General features: G+C 67.7%; 15 protein-coding genes. 11 read left to right on the top strand and 4 right to left on the bottom strand.

What is annotated here, in order from left to right:
* Positions 1-54: 54 nt before the first annotated feature.
* The 3 genes from C477_RS19515 to C477_RS19505 form a co-directional block, all read right to left on the bottom strand.
* On the bottom strand, positions 55-576 hold the full coding sequence (locus C477_RS19515; protein WP_008896280.1) for an SRPBCC family protein: 522 nt from the start codon (positions 574-576) through the stop codon (positions 55-57).
* Between the two features lie 104 nt (positions 577-680).
* Positions 681-2,483 carry an aldehyde ferredoxin oxidoreductase family protein gene (locus C477_RS19510; RefSeq protein WP_008896279.1) on the bottom strand — a complete coding sequence of 601 codons (1,803 nt, stop codon included), beginning with the start codon at positions 2,481-2,483 and terminating at the stop codon, positions 681-683.
* A gap of 109 nt (positions 2,484-2,592) precedes the next feature.
* A complete protein-coding gene (locus tag C477_RS19505; RefSeq protein WP_008896278.1) occupies positions 2,593-2,871 on the bottom strand; it encodes a hypothetical protein in 279 nt (92 codons plus the stop codon).
* A gap of 273 nt (positions 2,872-3,144) precedes the next feature.
* Between C477_RS19505 and C477_RS19500 the strand changes: the two genes are divergently transcribed.
* The 5 genes from C477_RS19500 (at position 3,145) to C477_RS19480 (ending at position 12,615) form a co-directional block, all read left to right on the top strand.
* On the top strand, positions 3,145-4,437 hold the full coding sequence (locus C477_RS19500) for an L-lactate MFS transporter (RefSeq protein WP_049914694.1): 1,293 nt from the start codon (positions 3,145-3,147) through the stop codon (positions 4,435-4,437).
* A gap of 178 nt (positions 4,438-4,615) precedes the next feature.
* Positions 4,616-6,145, top strand: a complete 1,530-nt coding sequence (locus C477_RS19495) for an NADH-ubiquinone oxidoreductase-F iron-sulfur binding region domain-containing protein (RefSeq protein ID WP_008896276.1) — start codon at positions 4,616-4,618, stop codon at positions 6,143-6,145.
* The gene (gene fdhF, locus C477_RS19490) at positions 6,142-9,510 is read left to right on the top strand and encodes a formate dehydrogenase subunit alpha (RefSeq protein WP_008896275.1); all 3,369 of its coding nucleotides are present in this window, start codon (positions 6,142-6,144) and stop codon (positions 9,508-9,510) included. The genes C477_RS19495 and fdhF overlap by 4 nt, the downstream gene beginning before the upstream one ends.
* Positions 9,511-9,618: 108 nt before the next feature.
* The gene (locus C477_RS19485; RefSeq protein WP_008896274.1) at positions 9,619-10,362 is read left to right on the top strand and encodes an NAD(P)/FAD-dependent oxidoreductase; all 744 of its coding nucleotides are present in this window, start codon (positions 9,619-9,621) and stop codon (positions 10,360-10,362) included.
* 96 nt (positions 10,363-10,458) lie between these two features.
* Positions 10,459-12,615, top strand: a complete 2,157-nt coding sequence (locus C477_RS19480; protein WP_008896273.1) for an IucA/IucC family protein — start codon at positions 10,459-10,461, stop codon at positions 12,613-12,615.
* Positions 12,616-12,790: 175 nt separating this feature from the next.
* Here C477_RS19480 and C477_RS19475 read toward each other — a convergent pair whose 3' ends face one another.
* Positions 12,791-13,789 (bottom strand): type IV pilin, encoded by a 999-nt coding sequence (locus tag C477_RS19475; RefSeq protein WP_008896272.1) that lies wholly within the window; start codon positions 13,787-13,789, stop codon positions 12,791-12,793.
* A 61-nt stretch (positions 13,790-13,850) separates the two neighbouring features.
* Here C477_RS19475 and C477_RS24790 point away from each other — a divergent pair, with 61 nt between their 5' ends.
* From C477_RS24790 to C477_RS19450, 6 genes are all read left to right on the top strand, one after another.
* On the top strand, positions 13,851-13,985 hold the full coding sequence (locus C477_RS24790; protein ID WP_008896271.1) for a hypothetical protein: 135 nt from the start codon (positions 13,851-13,853) through the stop codon (positions 13,983-13,985).
* Between the two features lie 51 nt (positions 13,986-14,036).
* The gene (locus tag C477_RS19470; RefSeq protein ID WP_008896270.1) at positions 14,037-14,771 is read left to right on the top strand and encodes a competence/damage-inducible protein A; all 735 of its coding nucleotides are present in this window, start codon (positions 14,037-14,039) and stop codon (positions 14,769-14,771) included.
* A gap of 53 nt (positions 14,772-14,824) precedes the next feature.
* Entirely contained in the window at positions 14,825-16,045 is a 1,221-nt protein-coding gene (gene coaBC, locus C477_RS19465) for a bifunctional phosphopantothenoylcysteine decarboxylase/phosphopantothenate--cysteine ligase CoaBC (RefSeq protein WP_008896269.1), read from the top strand.
* Between the two features lie 229 nt (positions 16,046-16,274).
* Positions 16,275-16,847, top strand: a complete 573-nt coding sequence (locus C477_RS19460) for a DUF7344 domain-containing protein (protein WP_049914708.1) — start codon at positions 16,275-16,277, stop codon at positions 16,845-16,847.
* A gap of 105 nt (positions 16,848-16,952) precedes the next feature.
* The gene (gene hpt / locus C477_RS19455; protein WP_008896267.1) at positions 16,953-17,522 is read left to right on the top strand and encodes a hypoxanthine/guanine phosphoribosyltransferase; all 570 of its coding nucleotides are present in this window, start codon (positions 16,953-16,955) and stop codon (positions 17,520-17,522) included.
* 120 nt (positions 17,523-17,642) lie between these two features.
* Complete coding sequence (locus tag C477_RS19450; protein WP_049914693.1) at positions 17,643-19,286, top strand: ABC transporter substrate-binding protein; 1,644 nt, start codon at positions 17,643-17,645, stop codon at positions 19,284-19,286.
* The last annotated feature ends 2 nt before the right edge of the window (positions 19,287-19,288 follow it).

The raw sequence follows: 19,288 nt of genomic DNA, 5'->3' as shown, positions 1-19,288 counted from the left end.
CCGGGCCGAAACCGAATTATCGGGCCGAAACCCGTCACCCGGCTGCCTCGCCGATCAGGGCATCTCGTGAACCGTCAGTTCGACATCCCGAGATCGGCCCTCGATGTCCGCGACGAGCCGTTCGACGACCTCTCGCGCCTCGCCGAGGAGTTTCGGCTCGACCTTCTTGACGACCCAGTCCAGCGAGACGAACCGGGGGAGCGAGAGCGTGTTCTCGTCGGCCGAGTGCGGGTCGTAGACCGCTTCGAAGTAGATCCGACTCGCAGTCTCCTCGCCGTCGGGAGCCGATTCGGGCTCCGCTTCGACGCGCCACTCCCCGCGGGCGTCGATGTCGTTGGTCAGCCGCCACTCGAGCGACGACGGCGCGTCGATGGCGACGACCTCCGAGCGGGCGGTGTAGCTGAGCTTCCACCACGCCAGTTTCAGGTCGTAGATCGAACCGACGTCGCCGTCGCCGTGAACGCGAACCTCCTTGAGGTGTTCCGTGTACCGCGGGTAGTCGGTGAACGACCGCACGTACGGAAAGACCGCCTCGGGCGGGCGATAGGCGAGCGTACTGAGGAGAATTCTGTCCACGGCGGCGCTACGATGGGTCCGAAAGTAAGGATTACCCTTGGCGTCGAGTCGGCGATCGCGGGTCGTGGGTCGCGGTCGCTCGGGATCGGACGTCTCCGTCCGCGTTACTCTTCGGGAACGGACGACGTCGAGGACGCGAGCAGCGAGTCGTTGTCGACCGCTTCGGCGAGGTCCAGTCGCTCGACGGTCGCTCGAGTCGGTCGCCCGTCGGGACCCCAGCCGCGCTTCCGGTAGTACCGGTCGAGGGTCGCCTCGAACCGCTCGCGGTCGACGGCCTCCCCGGCGTTGGGTCCGGACTCGAGGGGCTCTCGAAGCGGCGACGGCAGCACGTCGTCGGAGCGAGTCACGCCCTCCCGGACGTTGAACAGCCGCGTCAGGTTCCAGACCCGCTCGCCGACGGTCGCGAGGTCGCCCAGCGGCTCCAGCCCGACGGCGTCGAGCCACGCCGCCCCGAGGTCGTCGAACGCCTCGCCGACGAAGTCATCGACGATGAGACACCACAGGATCGACCGCCGGTCCTGCTCGGCGACGACGGTCTCGGCCGTGCGGTCGGGGCTCCACTCCCCGTCGAACACCTCGCGCTCGATCGGCCGGGCCCGTCGGTGACAGGCCCCCCGGTCGCTGGTCGCGTATGCCAGCGCCATGCTCTGTGCGCCGCGGGGATCGTACGCCGGCAGCGCCATCGCCTTGACTGTCGGGACGAGGTCGTCCCCGCCGAACCGCTCGGCGGCCGCGTCGACTCCGTCGGCGAGCGCGTCGCCCAGCGGCGTCTCCCGCGCGGCGATCTCCTCGAGCAGCCGCCGGGCGCCGTCGGGGTCGCCGAAGTCGAGCGAGCGCTCGAGCAGGGCCGCGTCGGCGGCCTTGATCGTCCACGCGACGGCGCTGCCGGCGCTGATGAGGTCCACCCCGAGCCGGTCGCAGGTCTGGCCCAGTTGTGCGACGGCGTCGAACTCGTTAATACCGAGGCCGGCCCCCAGCGACATCGACGCGGCCCCGCGCGGGACGTAGTCGCCCTCGTCGGTCTCGACGCGGAAGCCGCCCGGGTCGTCGGTGTCGGCGTCCGCGCTCTCGTTCTCCCGTCCGGTCGCCCGCTCCCTGACCGCGCCGACGCCGATCGCGTCGGCGTCCTCGAATCGGCCGTCCGCCCAGCCGCGGGTCGAGAGTGCGCCGACCTCGTTGGCGAAGTCGACGCTCTCGACCGTCTCGCTCGCTCGCAGCCAGCGGCCGGTCTCGTCGTCGCGGTACCGCTCGGCGAAGGCCTCGCGCAGGGCCGTCAGGCGCTCGTCTTCGAGGGCGGGCGGTTCGCCCCTCGCGACGACGGCCTTCAGGCGCTTCGATCCCATCACGGCACCGGCGCCGCCTCGGCCCGCGTGGTGGTCGCCCTCGTCGGAGGCGATCGTCGCGTAGGCGACCTCCCGTTCGCCCGCCGGGCCGATGCAGGCCACCGCCGCGTCGGGATGAGCCGCCGCCGTTTCGATGGTGTCCTCGCCCCACGCGTCGGTCGGTTCGACGGTCGCCGCGCCGTCCTCGACGACGACGCGGACGGGTTCGTCCGCTTGGCCGGTGACGAGCAGCCCCGCGTTGGGCCCGAGCGCGCCGACGAGCGCGTCCGGGAACGAGCCGCCCGCGTAGGAGTCGAGGAACCCGCCGGTCAGCGGCGACTTCGTGACGGCGGCGTACCGCGACTCGCCGGGCAGGCGTCCCGAGAGCGGCCCGAGCATGAAGAGCAGGGCGTTCGACGGACCGAGCGGATCGACGCCGGCCTCGAGTTCCTCGTAGAGGTACCGGGCGCCCAGCCCCTTCCCGCCGACGTATCGACGGAGCCACGCCTCCGGGACGGGAACGCTCTCGACCGTTCTCGTCGAGAGGTCGACGCGGAGGAGACGGTCCGGCGTATCGGGAGTCACTACGACACGGAACGTCGCGGATCGGAAAAAGCGTTATCACCGCCTTCGTCGGTGTCTACTCCGTGTCACGATCGTCACGCCGAGGCGTCGCGACGCCGTCCGCGCCGGCTCACCGCAGTTCCATTTCCTCGGCGCGCTCGGCGGCGAGTTCCGCGATCTCGTCGACGGAGCTGTCGGAGCGGTCGGCGAGGACGCGGGTCAGCATCCCCAGCTGGATCGCCGCGGCCTCGCGGAGTTCGGACGCCTCCTCGGTGTCGTTGCCGAAGTAGTACTCGTGGCGCCCGTCCTCGTGGACGAGACCGGCGTACACCGAACGGAGCTCCGCCTCGTCGCCCGTGATCGCTGCGGCCGCTTCCGTCTTGACTTCCTCGAACTGGGGGTTCGTCATATCACGGACGCCGTTCTCGAGGGACTAAATCGGAACGGTCCGCGGCCCGCGACTCGAGCGGCGTCGGTCCGAGCGGCGAACGTGAGTATCGCGGGCGACTCCGCGCGGTCGCTCGGTGCGGCTGATACCCGGCCGTAATTGAAAACCGAGAGACAGTATTCTCCGACGATGAATGCTAGATAGTTTAATTAGCGTTTATACCTGTGATAATCTAATCGTTTAGGCCCACCAGTTATAAACTGATAAAAATGACCCGTCGTATTACGGTGGTGTATGTCAGGGGCAGACACAGAGAAGAATCGATGGATGATCGCGCTCTCCGCCGTTGCGATCCACCTGTCGATCGGTTCGATATACGCGTACAGTGTCTATCAGAATCCGCTCCAGGAACTCCACGGGTGGAGCATCTCCGACGTCACCTTCGCCTTTACCGTCGCCATCTTCGTCCTCGGTATCTCGGCGGCGTTCCTCGGCAAGTACGTCGAGAAGTACGGTCCGCGGCTATCCGGACTCACCGCGGCGGTGTTGTTCGGCGGGGGGACGATCCTCGCCGGCGTCTCGATTCAGGTCGGGAGCTACGTCGGTTTCCTCGCGACCTACGGCGTCCTCGGCGGTGCCGGACTCGGTCTCGGCTACATTTCCCCCGTCTCGACGCTTGTCGAGTGGTTCCCGGATCGCCGCGGCATGGCCACCGGGATGGCGGTCATGGGCTTCGGTGCCGGCGCGCTCATCACCGGCCCGGTCGCACAGGGGCTGATGACGTCCCTTTCCATCCCGATGAACTTCTACGTTCTCGGGACGGGCTACTTCCTCGCGATGGCCCTCGGTGCGAACTACCTCGCCAAACCGCCCGCTAACTGGGTCCCCGAAGGGATGGATCCCGACGAACTCGAGGACACCAACAGCAAGGGCGTCACCGTCTCGAGCGACCTGGCACAGCTCACGGCCAACGAAGCGATCAAGACCAAGCGGTTCTGGCTCGTCTGGACGGCGCTGTTCATCAACATCTCCGCCGGGATCATGCTCCTGTCGGTCGCCTCGAACATGACCCAGGAGATCACCGGCGCGTCGGCCGCGCTGGCCGCCTCCATCGTCGGCGTCATCGGCGTGTTCAACGGCGCCGGCCGTATCGGCTGGGCGAGCGTCTCGGACTACCTCGGTCGGACGACGACCTACGCGGGGTTCTTCGCCATTCAGATCGTGGCGTTCGCGCTGATGCCGAACATCTCCAACGTCTGGATCTTCGCCGCGTTCATGTTCGCCATCGTCACCTGCTACGGCGGCGGCTTCGCCTGCCTCCCCGCGTATCTGGGCGACCTGTTCGGAACGAAGGAGCTCGGCGCGATTCACGGCTACTCGCTCACCGCGTGGGCGCTCGCCGGCGTCGCCGGACCGACGCTCGTCTCCAAGATCGTCGAGCAGACCGGGAGCTACTCGCTGTCGTTCTATATCGTCGCCGCCACGCTCCTCGTCGGCCTCGGCTGCATGGCGCTCCTGCGTTTCGATATCGAGAGCATCAAAGCGGAACAAACGGAGGGGAGCGCCGCACAGCCGTCGATGGACTGACGCCGCGAGCGACGCGGGGTCCGAACGGAGACGGCCTCGTCCGTCGAGCGGTGACGAACGGAATCGCGAGCTACCCCGATACGATCGCTGCGATACCACCGTAGACGCGGCCGTCGCGGCCGCGTCGCGGTCTTCACGAATACGGAAACTGAAATGACTCGAACGAGAAATGGTACCGATGACTGATACGCGCGCGGTCGAGCGATCGACGGTTCTCCGGGTCGCGACCGACCCGACCGCCGACCGCGAGACCGCGTACGAGACGGCCCGTAGCACAGCCGACGCCGTTCCGGTCGTCCGGACCGGACCGACCGGAATCGATGCGGTCGAGCCGCTGGTGCTCGCTACCGTCGACGGCCGGACGGCGTTCCACCCCGATCCGGACCGATCGACGGTCGCGGACGTCGTCGCCGCCCTCGAGGACGGCGACCTCCTGCCCGACGACGCCACCGCGGTCGTCGAACACGACCCGGAAACGAGGTCGCTTCCCGCCCCCGAGCGCGGCCCGCTGTCCGTCGGCCGCCGCGATGTCCTCGGTCCGTGCGGGTGGGTGAATCCGCTGGTCCCCGAGGACTACGACCTCGTCTCGACCGACCGGGACGCGGGGGGCGTCGCCGACGCCGGACTGCTCGGCCGCGGTCGCGGCGATGCAGCGGCGAACGAGGACGTCGGCGAGACGTGGGCGACGGTCCGCGAGACCGACGGCGACCCGATCGTCGTCGTCAACGCCAACGACGCCGACGACCGCCAGCGCGTCGATCGGACGCTGCTCGCGGCCGCGCCGATCGCTGTCCTCGACGGACTCGCGTCGATCGCCGAACACGTCGGCGCCGAGGACGCGGTGCTGTTCGTCGACGAGACCGACCCCGACCTCCACCGCCACCTGACGGCCGCCATCGACGCGGCGGCCGACGTGCTTCCCGTCGTGCCGCAGCTGGTCGCCGGCCCGGACGAGTACCGCGCCGGCGCGCCGACCGCGGCACTCGAGGCCCTCGAGGGCAACGACCGAATCGAACCGCGGCGGCAGCCGCCGTCGCCGGCGGTCCACGGGTTGTACGGCCGCCCGACGGCGATCCACTCCGTCCGGACGGTGCTGCAGGTTCGGCGACTGCTGACGGACGAGACGGACGGCGCGTCCACCGCCGACGAGACCGGCCGCGACCCCGGGACCCGCCTGTTCACCGTCACCGGCGACGTGGCGTCGCCGGCGACCGTCGAACTCGGGCCCGAGGACGCCCTCGGGGCGGCTCGCGAGGCCGTCGACCTGGAGGGCTCGTTCAAGATGGCCTGCGTCGGCGGCGTCCTCGGCGGACTCACCGAGTCGCTGGACGTGCCCGCGACGGCCGACGCGCTGACCGCGGCCGACCTCGGGACGGAGGGCGCGATCGAACTGCTGAACGACCAGCGGTGTGCAGTCGCGACCGCCGGCGAGCGGGCGCGGTTCGCCGCCGCCGAGAACAGCGGCCGGTGCGTCCCCGGCCGCGAGGGAACGAAACAGCTGACGGAACTCCTGCGGGCCGTCTACGACGACTCGCTCGAGAGCGACGCGATCCGCGAGCTCGGACGCGTCATGTCGCGGACGAGCAACTGCCGGATCGGCGCCCGCGCGCCGCGGCCGGTGCTCACGGCGATGGACGCGTTCGAACCGGAGTTCCGCGCGCACACTGACGGCCGCTGTCCGAGCGGCACCTGCACCGAGAACCTATGAGTACGAACCTGAACACCGACGCGAACACAGACACGGACGCGAACGAGGCGCTTCCGGGCGTTCCGGATCTCAGCGACCCGCGAGCGGAGACGCCGGTCACGGCCGAGTTCGAGACCGGGACCGCGAACGACCCCGAGGCCGGCACCCGCGGTGACGAGCCGACGACCGTAACGGTCGACGGCGAGCGGGTGACCGTCCCGCCGGGCTCGACGGTCATCGACGCGATGGAGGCCGTCGACGACGACGTCGTCAGCGTCGGCTCCGGCGTCGACGGCATCGACGACGAAGACGACACCGACGTCCCCGCGCTCTGTCACTACGACCGCGACAGCGACTGCGGCGACGAGATCGGGCCGCGCAGCGAGTGTCGGACCTGCATGGTCGAGACCGACGAGCACGGGCTCGTCCCGTCCTGCTCGTTCCCGGCCGAGGACGGGCTCACCGTGGAGACGGACACCCCAGACGCCGAAGAGAGCCGCAGCGTCAACCTCGACCTGCTGCTCTCGAACCACAACCTCCGCTGTACGACCTGCAACGGCAACGGCCGCTGCGAACTGCAGGCGACGGCGATCAGCGAGGGCGTCGACCACCCGCGGTACGGCGTCTTCGACGACCGCAATCAGTACGAACCCCTCGACGACACCTCGTCGTTCATCCAGATCGACCGCAACAAGTGCATCCTCTGTAACCGCTGCGTCGAGGGCTGTAACGACGTGCAGGTCGAGGGCGTCCTCCGCATCGAGGGCCACGGCGAGGACACCCGCATCGGCTTCCAGTCCGACGCCGAGACGATGGCCGACTCCGAGTGCGTCTCTTGCGGGCACTGCGCGACGGTCTGTCCGACCGGCGCGCTGACCGAGAAGGGCATCGGTGGCGCTGCAACGCTTCCGCTTCCCGGGTTCACCCAGCGCAACTCGATCGGGACGGTCCTCGACGGCGAGGACGCCGAGACGCTCGACGACACGACCGCGCCGAACCGGTCGCCGAATCCCGGGGGCGACGTCTCGGTTGGCACCACTGCGACCATGAACAACGAGAAGCGCGGTATCGCCGGGTTCATGGAGCGAGCCAAGGAGAAGGCCGCCGACGCCGCCAGCGAGTACGGGAGGCAGGCGTTCCTCGCGGCCGAACACACCGCCGAAGGGATCGCCGCGAACGTGCTCCCCGAGCGGTACATGTTCGATATCGCCGAGGCGGTCGGCAACCACCAGCTCGACAAGATCGAAAAAGAAGAGACGACCTGCGGCTTCTGCGCCGTCGGCTGTCGGTTCGAGATGTGGGGCGAGGACGGCGACACGCTCGGCGTCGAACCGGTCGACGACCCCGCGGACGCCCCCGCCAACGACTTCTCGACCTGCGTGAAGGGCAAGTTCGGCCACGAGTTCGCCAACAGCGAGAACCGGCTGACCAGTCCGCTGATCCGTAACGACGACGGCGAACTCGAGGAGGCTTCCTGGGACGAGGCCCTCGATCTGGTCGCCGAGCGGCTGACCGACATCCAGGACGAGCGCGGTATCGACGCGGTCGGCTGTCTCGCCTCCTCGAAGGGCAGCAACGAGGAGGCCTACCTCGTCCAGAAGTTCGCCCGACAGGTGCTGGGGACGAAGAATATCGACAACTGCGCACGGCTCTGTCACTCCTCGACGGTCGCGGCGCTCCAGCAGACGGTCGGCTTCGGCGCGATGACCAACCGCATCAACGAGGACGTCGGTGAGGCCGACGCCTACCTCATCAGCGGCTCGAACACCACGGAGTCCCACCCCGTTCTCGCGACGCGGATCAAGCAGAACGTCCGAGAGGGCTCCGACCTCGTCGTCTTCGACCCGCGAAAGGTCGACATCGCCGAACACGCCGACCACTACGTGCGGACCAACCCCGGCTACGACGTGACGTGGCTCAACGGGCTCATCCGCTACACCATCGAGCACGACCTCCACGACGAGGCGTTCATCGAACGCAACACGAAGAACTTCGAGGAACTGAAGGAGAAGGTCCAGGCCTTCACCCCCGAAAAGGTCGAGGAACTGGCCGGCGTCTCGCCGGACGACCTCGCCGAGGCCGCCGAGACCCTCGCCGAGGCCGACTCGGTCGTCTTCGGCTGGGCGATGGGCATGACCCAGCAGAGCACCGGCACCGAGAACCTGCTCGCGATGGCCGACCTCGCGCTGGTGCTCGGCCAGTTAGGGAAGCCCGGCGCCGGCCTCTCGCCGTTCCGCGGCCAGAACAACGTCCAGGGCGGCGGCGGCGACATGGGGACGCTCCCCGGCAGCCTGCCCGGCTACCAGGACCCGTCCGACGAGGACGTCGCCGAGAAGTTCGAAGCGGAGTGGGGCGAGCGACCGCCCGAGGAGCCCGGCCTCACGGTGCCCGAGATGCTCGCGGAGGCCCACGAGGGCAACCTCGAGGGACTGTACGTCGTCGGCGAGAACCCGGCGCTTTCCGAACCCGACGTCGAACACGCCGGCGAGGCGCTCGCGGACCTCGAGTTCCTCGTCGTCCAGGACATCTTCATGACCGAGACCGCCGAGCACGCCGACGTGATCCTGCCGGCGGCAACCTCGCCGGAGAAACACGGCACGTTCACCAACACCGAGCGCCGGATCCAGCGGGTCCGCCCCACGGCGGAGCCGCCGGGCGAGGCCCGCCAGGACTGGCAGATAACGCAGGCACTGGCGCGCCGCCTCGGCTACGGGTGGAACTACGACCACCCGCGCGAGATCATGGACGAGATCAGCGACCTCACGCCAATCTACGGCGGGGTCAGCTACGAGCGACTCGAGGAGGGCGACGAGCACGGCCTCCAGTGGCCGGTCCCCGACGAGGACCACCCCGGAACGCCGTACCTCTACGACTACGAGGAGGGCGAGTTCAACTTCCCCGACGGCAAGGCGCGGTTCGTCCCCGCCGACGGGGGCCACCCCGGGGAACTCCCCGACGAGGATTACCCGCTCACGCTCACCTCCGGCCGGGTGCTCTACCACTGGCACACCGGCCAGATCACCCGCCGCGTCGAGGGCCTGATGAGCCACGTCGGCGAGAGCTTCGTCGAGATCAACCCCTCGACGGCCGACGAACTCGGCGTCGCCGACGGCGAGTACGTTCGGGTCGAGTCTCGCCGTGGCGAGATCGTCGTCAAGGCGCAGGTCACCGACCGCGTCGGTGACGGGACGCTGTTCATCCCGATGCACTTCGCGGCCGGCGCAGTCAACAAACTCACCCAGGAGACGTTCGACCCGCAGGCCGGCATCCCCGAGTACAAGATCTCGAGCGTCCGCCTCGAGCCGCTCGGCCGAGACACCGACGTGACGGTGCTGCAGACGCCGGACGTCGGCGCCAGCAGCGGGCCCGGCGTGGCCGACGACTGACGGTCGCCCGACGGTCCCGCGGTTCGGGAACTCGTTTTCGCTCCGTCTTCGTCCCGCTCCGAACCCGAGACGGCAACCTTCTATACCGCCGCCGGGCAACGGATCCCCATGCGAGACGTCTGTATCGTCGGCGGCGGCGTCGCCGGCCTCGCCGCGTCGATCTTCACCGCTCGAGCGGGTCTGGACACCCTCGTCATCGACGGGGGCGAATCCATCCTCGCGCGAAACGCCAGCCTCGAGAACTACCCTGGTTTCCCGGACGGCGTCGACGCCCGCCGATACCTGCAACTGAGCCGCGACCAGGCGCGGAACGCGGGTGCCGAATTCGAACTCGGGCACGTGACCCACGCCGAACCGGTCACCGAAGGCGAACTCGAGGACGGGTTCGTCCTCGAGACCGAGGGCGGCGACCCCCTCGAGGCGCGGCGGGTGATCGCGGCCTCGTGGCCGAACAGCGACTACCTCGAGCCGCTGGACGTCGGGCGGATGCAACGGGGCAACAAGCACTTCGTGAGCGTCGACGAGGGCGGACGGACGGCCGTCGACGGCGTCTACGCCGCGGGCCGAATCGCCGACGAACCCCATCAGGCCGTCGTCGCGGCCGGCCACGGAGCGAAAGTCGCCCTCGCGGTCATCTACGACGCCGACGTCGCCTTCTACCAGGACTGGGTCACGCCCGAGGGCTACTTCACCGGCCGCGACCGCGACGTGCCGCCGGGCTGCGAGGAGATCGACGACGAGGAACGACTCGAGCGCGACGAGCGGGCCCGCGAGACGATGCACGAGGCCTTCGCCGAACCGCTCGACGAACAGCCGACGATGCACCCGAGCGTCGACGACGGCGAGGACTGACGGCGATCGGACGGCAACGCGGTCGCGACCAGTGTATCGCCACCCGGTGAGTTAACAGCGGGGCGCGTGGAAGGACCGGTTCGTCGTGGCTCTACTATGACCGGGACGAATCGCGGGGATCGCGACTACCCCACTCTCCGCACGGCGGCCGAACGGGCGACCGTCGGCGCCGCCGCCAGATACGCTCGGACGCACGACCTCTCGCGACCGGCCGGGGACGCCTACCTCGAGGCTCTCGAGGGCGCCCGACGCGAGATCTGCCATCGATTCGCTCGCGGAATACTCCGCGGCGATCTGGCCGGGTTTCCCGCGGCTCGGTTCGTCGACCTCGAGACGGTCTCGGCGGACGCGGACCGAATTTCGGCGGCGGGTTCGATGCTCGGAGGCGACCCTCTCGAATCGGTCGTCGATGACGTCGTCGCGGCGGTTCCCGAATCCTGTCGTCGACTCGCCGTCGTTCCGTGTTCCGACTCCGGGACCGTTCTGTTCGTCCCGATCGCGCGGCGACACGGCTACGACCGGTTCCGACCGGTCGGAGCGCTCTATCGATGGACCGAGGGGACCCTCGCGGAACTGACTCACCCCGCGGACCTCGTTCCGCTCCTCGAGTGCGAGGGGGCGTTCAGCGACGCCGAGCAGGCCGAGCGGATCCGCGGTGAGGTGGCCGAGAGCGTCGCTAACCTCGCGCTCGCGCGACTGGCCGGCGACGCTCACGCGCGGACCGTCGTTCGCGACGCCAGTGCGGACCGAGCGCCGCTCGAGGCCGTCGCGGACGGCGTTCCGGCGGCCGACGACGCCGCCGCGTTCGAGCGGATCGTCACTGACGGCCACCCATTCCATCCGAGCGGCAAGATCCGACGTGGAATGACCCCGGCGGAGGGGCTGGCCTACGCGCCCGAGTTCACCGACCGGATCGATCTCCGGGTCGTCGCGATCGACCGCGAGTACGCCCTCGAGACGAGCGTCGGCGACCGATCGGATGGCGGCGAGCGAAGCGTCGCCGAGGCCGGAGAACGCCTGACCGATCGGCTGTTCGCGACGTTCGACGGCCTCGAGGGCGCCCTCGAGCGAGCGCTGCCGACGGGCCGCGACCCCGACGCGTACGCCGTCGTTCCCGTCCACCCCCTCCAGTATCACCGGACGATTCCGGACCGCTACGCCGACCGAATCGACGACGGTCGCGTCGTTCCGATTCCCGACTACGCACACCCGGCGACGCCGCAGCTGAATCTCCGCACGATCGTTCCGTACGACACCGACCGAACGGATCACGTCGATGGCCCGCTACCCCACCTCAAACTGGCGATCCCCGTCCAGACGACCAACGTCGTGCGGACGCTGTCGCCCCAGGCCGTGGCTAACGGGCCGCGAGTTACCGACATCGTTTCGACGATCGCGGAGCGAGAGCCCGTCGAGTCGCTGGGGCTGCTGGCCGAACCCGCGGCGACCTGCTACCACGCGCCCGGCGGCCCCCATCCGTGCGGCGAGGCGTACGACGACGCTCGGCACCTGTCGGGACTGCTGCGAACGAATCCCGAAGCGCACCCGCTCGTCCGGAACAGTCCGGACGACATGATACCGGTCGTCGCCTCGAGCCTCGTCGCCGACTCGCCGGCCTCCGGCCGCCCGCTCGTCTGCGACCTGATCGAACAGTACGCGACGGCGCGCGGTCGTTCGGACCCCGCGGACGCCGCCCTCGAGTTCCTCGAGCGCTACGCCGCGGTCGTCGTCCCCGACCAGTTGCGGCTCTCCTCGGCGTACGGGATCGCTCTGGAGAGCCACCTCCAGAACAGCCTGGTCGTCTTCGACGCCGCGGACGCGTCCCCGACGGCGACGCTGGTCCGGGACCTCGGCGGCATTCGGGTTCACGGCCGACGGCTCGAGGCCCGCGGACTCTCGCTCGAGCCGTATCCGGATTCGGACCTCGCGGCCGACGGCGAGGCGGCCCTACACCGGAAGCTGTACTACGCGCTCTTCCAGAACCACCTCGCCGAGCTCGTCGCGACGGTCGACTACGAACTCGCGGTCGACGAGCGCGCGTGCTGGACGCGGATCCGCGAGCAGTGCGAGCGAGCGTTCGCGGAACTTCGCGCCGACGGGGACGTTCCGGAGGATCGCATCCGGCGCGACGAACGCGCGCTGCTCGACGAGCCGGCGACGCACAAGGCGCTGACGGCGATGCGACTACGGGGCAAACGCCACGAGTACGTTACGAACGAGGTATCGAATCCGTTGTCTCAGTCCGACCGGTAACGGAAGATCGTCCGGTAAGCCGGCTAAACAAGTGGACAGCTACACGGGCTCACGACACCGTGAGGAACCGGTCTATATGTCAGTCGAAGGTCTCGGTGATGCGCGGGGTATTATAGGAGATCGGCCGATAGCGACCTCGGTCATCGAGCGGTGAACGGCAGTCTTTCGAATCGAGTTAGCTACCGGTGTAGTTCTCGTGCTCGTGGCAGGGCTCGCCGTTGATTTCGGCACCGCTTCCGCATTCCGTGATCTCTCCCTCTAGCACGTCTCCCTCGACGATGGCGTTTTTCTTCAACTGTACTTCGTCGTCGGCGATGACGTTTCCTTCGACAGTATTACTGTCCTTGATAATCACGTGCCGCTCGCTCATAACGTCCCCACCGATAGTGCTCGATTCCGTGGATCCGACTTCCAAGTAGACGTCTTTCCCGCTATCTAGACTCTCAATCGACCCTTCGACGTCCGAACCGTCTCGGAGATAGACGTTTTTCACATCAGCAGTGACATCTCCATCGACGACCGAACCCACCTTCAAGTCGAACCCGTCTAGACTGTCTACGTTACCATCAACGGTAGCGTCCGTGATTTCGAGTACTCCGCTCGTGTTGATATTTCCGATTAACGTGCCACCGTCTCTGACGCGAATATCGTTCGGAAGTCGACTCCCGTCATCTGTGAAGTCACACGCAACGGTATCGCCGTCCTCGATGATGATTGGATCGCCGTTTTTCAGTTCGCTTTCGTAGGCTTCGCAGCCGAAATCAGCGAACGGGCCCCGAAGTTCATAGGTGTCGATGAGAGTATCAGAGCCGATCACCTGAATCACGTCGCCCTCCTCGAGCGAGTCCGGACAGTCGCTGCCCTCGAGAAGCGTGATCGATCCCTTTCCGAGCGTCCCGTCGCCGTCCCAGGAGCCGCAACTCCCCTCGCCCCGTAGTTGGAGTTCGGTGTTCCCGGCGGACAGGCCTCGAGCGTCGGCCAACGCGATCAGTACCGTCCCGTTCTGGTCCTCTTCGTAGACGATATCGGCCTCCGGCGACCGGTCGATGAGATCGGTACCGAGGATCGCCGTCGCGAGGATCGCCATCGTTATGGTCACGATTCCGACGAGCAGCACCGTCCCGATGACGATCGAGATGCCGCGGTCTCCCCACTGAAGCTGACGTATCCGCATCGGTCGTAGTTTCAATTACAGTGACTAACACTTTGTGGGTACAGTCTGTGGTTCCGATAGAATGCGACGCGACGGACGCGGACTGTTCGACGAGCCGGCGACGCACAAGGCGCTGACGGCGATGCGACTACGGGGCAAACGCCACGAGTACGTCACGAGCGAGGTGTCGAATCCGCTGTCTCCATCCAACCGGTAGCGAACCGCCGCGACGCCACCCTTTTTGCCGTTCTCCGCATCGATTCACTCGATGGAGGTCGCCATTCTCACCGTCGGCGACGAAGTGCTCGCCGGCGACATCGCGAATACGAACGCGAAGTGGCTCGCGAGCCGCCTGACCGACAGCGGCGCGACCGTCGATCGGATTCTCACTCTCCCCGACGACCGCGACCGCATCGCGGCGACGATTCGGGAGTGGACGGACCCCCTCGACGCCGTGATCGTGACCGGCGGGCTCGGCGGTACTCACGACGACGTCACCGCCGATTCCCTCGCGGACGCGTTCGACCGCGAGCTCGTCGTCGACGAGTCCGTCCGCCGAGACGTCCACGAGACCGTCGCGGAGTACCGCGATCTCGATCCCGAGTCGGTCGCGCCCGAGGAACTCGACTTCGACGTCGACGCCTGGGCGGCGCTGCCCGCCGGGAGCCGACCGCTGCTCAATCCGGAGGGGCTCTGTCCCGGCTGCGTCCTCGAGAACGTGTACGCCTTCCCGGGCGTGCCCGCAGAGCTGAAAGCGCTGTTCGAGCGGGTCGGCAGGGAATTTAGCGGCGACGCCGTCTCGAGGACCGTCTACACGCCACAGCCGGAGGCATCGGTCGTCGACGCGATCGCCGACGCTCGCGAGCGCTTCGACGTGACGATCGGCAGCTATCCGGACACGGAGCGGCGAAACCGCTTGAAGGTGACCGGTACCGATTCCGAAACCGTCGATCGAGCCCTCGAGTGGCTCGCCGACCGGGTCGACCTCGTCCCGGAAGCGTAGCTCCGGAACCGCCTCGCTACGCTTAACACGCATCGAGAGAGAATAGCAGACGAATGCTCGAGGGAGTCAACGTCGCGCTCGGAGTGACGGGGTCGATCGCGGCCGTGAAGACGGTCGAACTGGCCCACGAGTTGCGACGACAGGGGGCCGAGGTGCGCGGCGTCATGACCGGCAGTGCGCAGGGGATCATCCATCCCTGGGCCGTGGAGTTCGCCACCGACAACGAGGTCGTCACCGAGATCACCGGCAGCGTCGAGCACGTCGAGCTCTGCGGTAACGACGGCTGGGCCGACGTGTTCCTGATCGCCCCGGCGACGGCGAACACGGTCGGCAAGATCGCCAGCGCGGTCGACGACACGCCCGTGACCACGTGCGCGACGACCGCGCTCGGCGCCGACACGCCGGTCGTCCTCGCCCCCGCGATGCACGAACCGATGTACGACCACCCCGGCGTCCTCGAGGCCATCGACACCGTCGCCGAGTGGGGCGTCGACTTCGTCGATCCGCGCCTCGAGGAGGGGAAGGCCAAGATCGCCAGCGAGGAGGCGATCGTCTGCGACGTGGCCCGCGCGGCCGGCGAGCGATCGCTCGAGGGCGAGCGCGTCGTCGTCACCAGCGGCGCGACCGCCGAGTCGATCGATCCCGTGCGCGTGATCACGAACCGATCGTCGGGGAAGATGGGGCGTGCGGTCGCGAGGGCCTGCTACGCTCGCGGCGCGGACGTGGCGCTGGTCCACGGCGTCGTCGGCCCGCGACCGATCGGGGACGGCGACGGACCGTCGGAAACCGACGGCGACGGGAACCTCCCCTACGCCGCCGTCCGGCACGTCGAGAGCGCGAGCGAGATGCTCGCGGCGACCCGCGACGCCTGTGCGGACGCGGACGCGCTGGTTTCGGCGGCCGCGATCGGCGACTACACCGTCGAGGGCAGCGACGAGAAGATCCGCTCCGGCCAGCAGCTCTCGCTCGACCTCGAGCCGACGCCGAAACTCATCGACGAGGTCCGCGAGGCGCGACCCGACCTGCCGATCGTCGGCTTCAAGACCGAGACCTCCGGCGACGAGGCGGCGATGATCGAGAAGGCCCGCGAGACGCTCGAGCGCGCGGGCCTGGCCTTCGTCGTCGCCAACGACGCGGGCGTGATGGGATCGGATCGGACCGCGGCGCTGCTGGTCCACGACGCCGACGCCGCCCGCTACGAGGGAACGAAGGCGGGACTGGGCGGCGAAATCGCCGACTCGATCGCGGCGGTCGTCGGAAACAACTCGTTATAACCGAATTGACGTTTACGAAACCGGGCAAAGCGGGGCAAGAGAATTATATACGAGGCGTTCGTGCGACGACGTAACAGCTATGCGAACAGTCTCAATTGGTGATTCGAGTGCGGGATGGAACGCCGTCGTCGCCCCCGACGGCGCCGAGCGGTACCCGGTTGGCACCACGAGGTGATTCGACGTGCCCCAACAACAACACCGGCGGCCCGACGAAACCGACGGTACGGACGTGACTGACGAACCGGCGGACACCGAGGAGAGCGATCCGCTTTCGAAGGGCGAAATCTTCGAAGTGCTGCGCAACCAGCGGCGACGCTACGTGTTGCAGTACCTGAAACAGGACGGTCGACCCGTCGCGCTCGGCGACCTCGCCCAGCAGGTCGCCGCCTGGGAGTACGACACGATCCCCGAGAAGGTGACGCCCGAACAGCGAAAGCGCGTCTACACGACCCTCCAGCAGACCCATCTCCCGAAGATGGACAAGTCCGGGATCCTCGTCTTTGACTCTGAGACGGGCGTCATCGAGGCGACCGACCGAACGCGGGACATCAGCGTCTACCTGGAGATCGTCCCCGGCCGCGAGTTCGCCTGGCGGGAACTGTACCTCTCGCTGGGGGCGATCAGTTCCGCGCTGGTGGCCGCGCTGTGGCTCGAGATCTATCCGCTGACGCTCCTGTCCAATCTGACGTGGGCCGGGATCATCGCCGTGACGGTCACGCTGGCGGCGGTCGCCCACATCTACCACGAGCGGAACATGCGGCTCGGCCACGGCGATCAGCCGCCCGAACTCAGTTACAGATAAGTAGCGCTCGCCGGCGCGCCGGCGGCGCGGCGACCCGCGGTGGGGGTCCGACACACGGCTCGAGCGGATCGTCAACTTTTACTCCGCTACCGTCCGACCCACGACATGGATCAGTTGAAGCGGTCGCTTCTCGAGGCGCCGATTATCGAGAAAAACGGTTACCACTACTTCGTCCACCCGATCAGCGACGGCGTGCCGAAACTCGACCCCGGCCTGCTCCGGGAGATCGTCATCCGAATCATTCGGAAGGCGGAGCTCGAGGACGTCGATCGTATCGTCACGCCGGCGGCGATGGGGATCCACATTTCGACCGCGGTCTCGCTGATGACCGACATCCCGCTGACCGTCATCCGGAAGCGCCAGTACGGCCTCGACGACGAGGTCGCCATCTCCCAGCAGACCGGCTACTCGGAGAACGAGATGTACATCAACGACGTCCGCGAGGGCGAGAAGGTGCTCGTCCTCGACGACGTCCTCTCGACGGGCGGCACGCTCGCGGCCGTCCTCGACGCCCTCGACGAGATCGGCGCCGAGGTCATCGACACGGTCGCGGTCATCAAGAAGGTCGGCGGCGAGAACAAGGCCGCGGACGCCGGCCACGACGTCAAGACGCTGATCAACGTCGACGTCGTCGACGGCGAGGTCGTCATCGTCGACGAGGACGGCGACTCGTAGGCGTCGCGCATCCGGCGAGTCCGTCGTTTCGAATCGATTAGATATCACTAGTAGTTACTGAACGGGCAGCTGAGCGCTCGGTAACAAGGAATATAGTAGCGGACTGGGTATCCGTCACCAATGGCACACACTGGTGAGGGAGATACCGATCGATTCCCTCGTCGATCGGTGCTCGCCGGACTGGGGGGGTTCGGCGTCGCCGGCGCGGCCGGCTGTATCAGCACTAACCCCGGGGTCGAACTCGAGAGCGACGTGGAGGAACTCATCTTCGAGGGCTTTCAGGAGGCGGGCGTCGAACCGCCCGTCGAGACGACGATGTACTCGAACGCCGAGAACGAGGGACGAAAGCGGTGGGCGCAGCTGGTCCAACACGAACTGGACGACACCGATCTGTTCGACGTCTCGTTCGAGACCCTCGAGTGGACCTCCTACATCGATCTGGTCAACAACATGGCCGCCAACGAGGAGAACGCGCTCGTCTGTCTGGGATTTATCGGCGGCTGGGACCCACACCAGTACGTCTATCCGGGCTTTCACTCCGACAGTTTCACTCCGACCGGCCTCAACATCAACCACTACGAGAACGAGCGGGTCGACGAGCTCATCGACGAGGGCGTCACGACCGTCGACGAGGACGAGCGCGTCGCGATCTACGAGGAGTTACAGGAACTCCTCGTCGAGGAATCGCCGCTGTCGTTCGTTCGCGCGCCCGAAGAGATCGTCACCTACCGCGCCGACGCCGTCGACGGGTTCCGGACGTATCCGGTCCCCGGCGACGAGTACAAGTCGATCTACGCGCCGACGCTCGGCGTCTACACGGACCTCGCCACCGACGAGACCGAGCTCGTCGGCGACGCGGGGACGAAGATCGACAGCTACGATCCGGTCCGGGCGGCCGACGACGTCTCGTACATGGCCACCGGCCTGCTCTACGAACAGCTCCTCGAGATCGACTTCGACGGGAGCGCGCAACCGCTGCTCGCGACCGACTGGCACCGGATCGACAAACGGACCTGGCGGTTCGAGTTGCGAGAGGGCGTCCGATTCCACACCGGCGAACCGTTTACCGCCGCGGACGTCAAAGCGACCCTCGAGCGCTACGAGGGGTCGCCCAGCGAACGGGACGTCTACACCTGGTACGAGAGCGCGGACGTCCTCGGCGACCACGAGATCGAGATCACGCTCCGGCGGCCGTATGGGCCGCTGGAAACGGCGATCGCGCAGGTGCCGATCGTCCCGAAAGCCGTCGCGGACGGCACGCACGACATCTCCGAGCGACCGGTCGGAACCGGTCCGTACGCGTTCGAGGAGCACGAGCCCGCCCGGCTCTGGCGGCTGGTCGCCAACGAAGATCACTGGCACGATGGGAGCAACGGCGTCCCCGAGACGCCGCCGATCGAGACTGTGACGATGCGGATCATCACCGAATCGTCGGCCCGCCGCGGCGCTCTCGAGACGGGCGATATCCACCTGACCACGGGCCTCCCGAACGAGAGCCTCGACGCGTTCGAGGACGACGACGGGTTCGTCGTCGACCGGACGACCGGCGCGGCCGTCGACTTCCTGGGCTATCCGAGCTACCGCGAGCCCTTCTCCAATCCGAAGGTCCGGCGCGGGATCGGGCGGCTCATTCCGCGCCAGCGAATCATCGAGGACGTGTTCAACGGCGCCGGCACCGTAGCCTACACGCCGATCTCCCCGACCCACGAGACCTTCGTCGATCCGGAGTTCGAAGCGCGCATCGTCGACGAGTACTTCGGCTAACC

This window comes from Haloterrigena salina JCM 13891 (assembly GCF_000337495.1).
GTDB lineage: Archaea > Halobacteriota > Halobacteria > Halobacteriales > Natrialbaceae > Haloterrigena > Haloterrigena salina.
The sequence above is the reverse complement of the archived record's forward strand: the minus strand, read 5'-3'. Positions and strand labels throughout refer to the sequence as shown.

Excerpts from the sequence above, each read along its gene's own strand:
- C477_RS19500 (WP_049914694.1), top strand. The coding sequence starts at position 3,145 with ATGTCAGGGGCAGACACAGAGAAGAATCGATGGATGATCGCGCTCTCC.
- C477_RS19470 (WP_008896270.1), top strand. The coding sequence starts at position 14,037 with ATGGAGGTCGCCATTCTCACCGTCGGCGACGAAGTGCTCGCCGGCGAC.
- C477_RS19495 (WP_008896276.1), top strand. The coding sequence starts at position 4,616 with ATGACTGATACGCGCGCGGTCGAGCGATCGACGGTTCTCCGGGTCGCG.
- fdhF (WP_008896275.1), top strand. The coding sequence starts at position 6,142 with ATGAGTACGAACCTGAACACCGACGCGAACACAGACACGGACGCGAAC.
- C477_RS19480 (WP_008896273.1), top strand. The coding sequence starts at position 10,459 with ATGACCGGGACGAATCGCGGGGATCGCGACTACCCCACTCTCCGCACG.
- coaBC (WP_008896269.1), top strand. The coding sequence starts at position 14,825 with ATGCTCGAGGGAGTCAACGTCGCGCTCGGAGTGACGGGGTCGATCGCG.
- hpt (WP_008896267.1), top strand. The coding sequence starts at position 16,953 with ATGGATCAGTTGAAGCGGTCGCTTCTCGAGGCGCCGATTATCGAGAAA.
- C477_RS24790 (WP_008896271.1), top strand. The coding sequence starts at position 13,851 with ATGCGACGCGACGGACGCGGACTGTTCGACGAGCCGGCGACGCACAAG.
- C477_RS19505 (WP_008896278.1), bottom strand. The coding sequence starts at position 2,871 with ATGACGAACCCCCAGTTCGAGGAAGTCAAGACGGAAGCGGCCGCAGCG.
- C477_RS19485 (WP_008896274.1), top strand. The coding sequence starts at position 9,619 with ATGCGAGACGTCTGTATCGTCGGCGGCGGCGTCGCCGGCCTCGCCGCG.
- C477_RS19450 (WP_049914693.1), top strand. The coding sequence starts at position 17,643 with ATGGCACACACTGGTGAGGGAGATACCGATCGATTCCCTCGTCGATCG.
- C477_RS19475 (WP_008896272.1), bottom strand. The coding sequence starts at position 13,789 with ATGCGGATACGTCAGCTTCAGTGGGGAGACCGCGGCATCTCGATCGTC.